The organism is Citrobacter sp. wls718 (assembly GCF_005280945.1).
Taxonomy (GTDB): Bacteria; Pseudomonadota; Gammaproteobacteria; order Enterobacterales; family Enterobacteriaceae; genus Citrobacter; species Citrobacter gillenii.
In genome coordinates this window covers 83,844-86,992 of the sequence record NZ_SZWV01000052.1, presented here as the reverse complement: position 1 = coordinate 86,992, position 3,149 = coordinate 83,844, and the positions used below count along the sequence as shown (strand labels likewise).

Sequence of the window (3,149 nt, the reverse complement as noted above, 5' to 3'; positions counted from 1 at the left end):
CCGCCGCGCCATCATCCGGCGCGGGGGGAGTCATATCCTGACTTGCCGCAGCGCTGGTATCTAACGGCACGCTCTGGGCACTGTCTTTACCCGCATTTAGCTCAGCGGAGGATTGATCGGCCATCGTGGTGATCTCTTCCTGCTGCGCTTTATGATTCTGCCACCACCAGGCGCCAGTAAGTCCAACCACGACAAACAGTACCAGCCAGGTAAAGGTCATTAACCAGCCATCACGCTTTTTGCGGCGCTTACCGAGCGAGAAACTCTGCATCGGCGCCACTTTGGCTGGGCGAATCGGAGCCTGTTTTTCCAGCCCTGGCAACAGTTCTTCTTCAGGAATATGCACCAAACGCGCATAGGAACGGATATACCCGCGCAGAAACGTTGAAGCGAGATCGGCTGGCGCCTTATCTTCTTCAATATCGCGTACCGTGGAGACCTTCAGGCACAGTCGTTCCGCGACTGCCTGTTGGCTGAATCCGAGTTGTTCACGGGCATTGCGCAGGCGAACGCCGGTGGAGAGTGCTTCATTTTTGTCGTGCGTGGCTTCAGTATTCATTCGCTACAGCTGCGTAAATATGGGCTCTGGCGCCGGTGAGCCACAATGCTCACCCACACCGCGAAACATCTGGTCAGTTAACCTTGGTCAGACAGTATAAAACGGTCAGACTATCAATGACAAAACAGCGTAAACCTGAGGGCTAAACTCTTGTTGGGCCGCTACATACTGCCTTAAAGTCGACGAAAACGCACCGTTAATATTGACCTGACGAGTATAACAAATGACCGTATGTCACTTACATTGCACTACGGTACATTAATTATACCGTAGTGCACCAACATCAAACGGTCTTGATGTCGATAGCATCACCCTGCATGCGCTTGCGCAGAGTACGCTTGGTACGGTCAATGACGTCACCCGCCAGCTGACCGCAGGCTGCATCAATATCGTCGCCGCGTGTTTTACGCACGATGGTCGTGAAACCATAGCCCATCAACACTTTGGAGAAACGATCGATACGGCTGTTAGAACTCCGTCCGTACGGCGCGCCCGGGAACGGGTTCCATGGGATCAGGTTAATCTTACACGGCGTATCTTTCAGCAGCTCCGCCAGCTGATGTGCGTGCTCGGTACCGTCGTTAATGTGATCTAACATCACATATTCGATGGTGACGCGGCCCTGGTTGGCGTTCGACTTCGAAATGTAGCCACGTACCGACTCAAGGAACGTAGCAATATTGTACTTCTTGTTGATCGGCACGATTTCGTCACGGATTTCATCGTTCGGCGCATGCAGGGAAATCGCCAACGCAACGTCAATCATGTCGCCCAGCTTATCCAGTGCAGGGACCACGCCGGAAGTAGACAGCGTAACACGGCGTTTTGACAGCCCAAAACCGAAGTCATCAAGCATGATTTCCATCGCCGGAACCACGTTGGTCAGGTTCAACAACGGTTCGCCCATGCCCATCATGACCACGTTGGTGATAGGACGCACGCCCGTTGCCTTCACTGCACCGACGATTTTCGCCGCGCGCCAGACCTGGCCGATGATTTCCGACACCCGCAGGTTACGGTTAAAGCCCTGTTGCGCCGTAGAACAGAATTTACACTCTAATGCACAGCCGACCTGTGAAGACACACACAGGGTGGCGCGATCGTCTTCCGGGATATACACGGTTTCTACGCGCTGGTCGCCAACGGCAATGGCCCATTTGATGGTGCCGTCAGACGAACGCTGCTCTTCCACCACTTCCGGGGCGCGAATTTCAGCGACTTCTTTCAGTTTGTTGCGCAGCACTTTGTTGATGTCAGTCATGTCATCAAAGTTGTCGCTGCAATAGTGGTACATCCATTTCATGACCTGATCGGCACGAAACGGCTTTTCGCCCATCTCTTTGAAGAATTCGCGCATCTGCTGACGGTTCAGATCCAGCAGGTTAATTTTTCCATTTTTATTTGGAACCGCAGCAATGACGACTTCAGAGGTGTTAACTAATTCAGACATAATTTTTTCCGGCCTCGTTGTTACACGTTATGGCCCGTGGAGGGTTGATAAAAAGAAACGCCCCGGCAAGCGGTCTGCTCTTCCGGGGCGTTGCATTGTACAAAGTCTGGCGCAGGGATGCCACGTTTGCACGAAGCATTAGCGAAAATAATATGTAAATGCTAATTCATCTCCAAAGGATTTCGCGTCGCAGGAAGACGGTAAGTTCGATCATCCCCGGGAGCATAGAAAACTATGTGACCGGGGTAAACGAACGCAGCCAACGCATCGGCGACGTGAAAGACGCAGGAGATCAGCGAGTACGCGGGCAAACCTCGCCTTCGCCAAAGAAATAGGCGATTTCACGCGCCGCAGATTCGACGGAGTCGGAACCGTGGGTGCCGTTCTCGGTGAAGCTGTCAGCGTAATCTGCACGCAGCGTACCTGCCAGCGCATTCGCCGGGTTGGTTGCACCCAGCAGATCGCGGTGACGCTGAACGGCGTTTTCGCTTTCCAGAACGGAAACAACGATCGGACCAGAGGTCATGAATTCAACCAGGCCATCAAAGAACGGTTTGCCGTCGTGCTCGGCATAGAAGCCACGCGCCTGTTCAACGGTCAGGTGCAGCATTTTAGTCCCCACAATTTTGAACCCTGCTGATTCAAAGCGTGCGAAAATGCTTCCAATAACGTTTTTTGCCACCGCATTTGGTTTGATGATGGAAAAAGTACGTTCAATAGCCATGATTACCTCTGAAAAAATTGTTTTGTTGTGGTTTACCTGGCGCGGATTATAAAGAGCATCCCGGCAATTGACTATTGATGAAGGTAACATTTCTTTAAAATAAGATGAATTTCAGCAACAAATAACATCAGACTGGTCTACTGCAAAGCAAATCTCACCGTGGCAACCTGCCCGCCGTCATCCATAACCAACAGCTGGTACTCTCCTGCGACCGTTAAGCGCAGGGTCAGACTCCGCCCACGTTCTTCCAGCCGCTCACCGTTAAGAAACCACCAGCGTTCACCTGTCCCACCGCTGGTTTGTAGCGGCACGGAGACCGCTGGTGAACCGGGTAAGCGTTTCACAATCGCGCCATCGCGAACGCCTGTCAACTGCAGCGGTAAAGAAGCGTCCTGCCCCAACGGCGGGCAGGTTGC

The 3,149-nt window shown here is 52.7% G+C and carries 3 protein-coding genes and 1 pseudogene; all 4 read right to left on the bottom strand.

Features of this window, described 5'->3' with window-relative positions; all coding sequences use genetic code 11:
• Nucleotides 1-559: cytoskeleton protein RodZ (gene rodZ, locus FDW95_RS23730; RefSeq protein ID WP_249359029.1), on the bottom strand; the 559-nt coding region annotated here is incomplete at its 3' end.
• A 283-nt stretch (nucleotides 560-842) separates the two neighbouring features.
• The gene (locus FDW95_RS10300; RefSeq protein WP_115257784.1) at nucleotides 843-2,009 is read right to left on the bottom strand and encodes a bifunctional tRNA (adenosine(37)-C2)-methyltransferase TrmG/ribosomal RNA large subunit methyltransferase RlmN; all 1,167 of its coding nucleotides are present in this window, start codon (nucleotides 2,007-2,009) and stop codon (nucleotides 843-845) included.
• 292 nt (nucleotides 2,010-2,301) lie between these two features.
• Entirely contained in the window at nucleotides 2,302-2,733 is a 432-nt protein-coding gene (ndk, locus tag FDW95_RS10295) for a nucleoside-diphosphate kinase (protein ID WP_044714626.1), read from the bottom strand.
• A 137-nt stretch (nucleotides 2,734-2,870) separates the two neighbouring features.
• A pseudogene (locus FDW95_RS23725) lies at nucleotides 2,871-3,149 on the bottom strand (penicillin-binding protein 1C); the annotation flags it as partial.

Bases quoted from the DNA above. Each gene is read 5' to 3' on its own strand.
- FDW95_RS10300 (WP_115257784.1), bottom strand. From the start codon at position 2,009: ATGTCTGAATTAGTTAACACCTCTGAAGTCGTCATTGCTGCGGTTCCA.
- ndk (WP_044714626.1), bottom strand. From the start codon at position 2,733: ATGGCTATTGAACGTACTTTTTCCATCATCAAACCAAATGCGGTGGCA.